At 60.9% G+C, this 361-nt stretch carries 1 pseudogene; it reads right to left on the reverse strand.

Annotated features, from left to right (window positions below):
• Window positions 1-207 (reverse strand): annotated as a pseudogene (locus HX846_RS35560) (type II secretion system protein GspE); the annotation flags it as partial.
• Between the last annotated feature and the right edge of the window lie 154 nt (window positions 208-361).

Here is a 361-nt window from a genome sequence, read left to right on the forward strand (position 1 = left end):
GCTGCCGGTGTCGGCGTAGGCAGTGGCCAGGAGGCCGTCGAGTTCGTCGTCGCGCACCTGGATCAGGTGGGTTTGGCCGAACTGGCGGTAGACCTCGCTGATGGACCAGCCGGGGGTCGAGGGGCAGATGGTCAGCGTCGGGCCCTGGGTTCCCGGGTGAAGGAGGATGCGTTGGGATTTGGCCCAGGCGTAAGGCAGGAGGCTCATGCTTTTGGGCTTCGTTTGGTTGAGTACATATCCATTCCTTCGGTAACGGCTTCGATTGGTTCCGCTCTTACAGCGGCTCACTTTTGAAAAGCGCAAAAGTAAGCAAAACGCTCTTGCCCCACCACTCGGCTCCTCGCCTAGGCTCGAAGTGCCC

The sequence above is a fragment of the Pseudomonas sp. K5002 genome, assembly GCF_013386655.1.
GTDB lineage: Bacteria > Pseudomonadota > Gammaproteobacteria > Pseudomonadales > Pseudomonadaceae > Aquipseudomonas.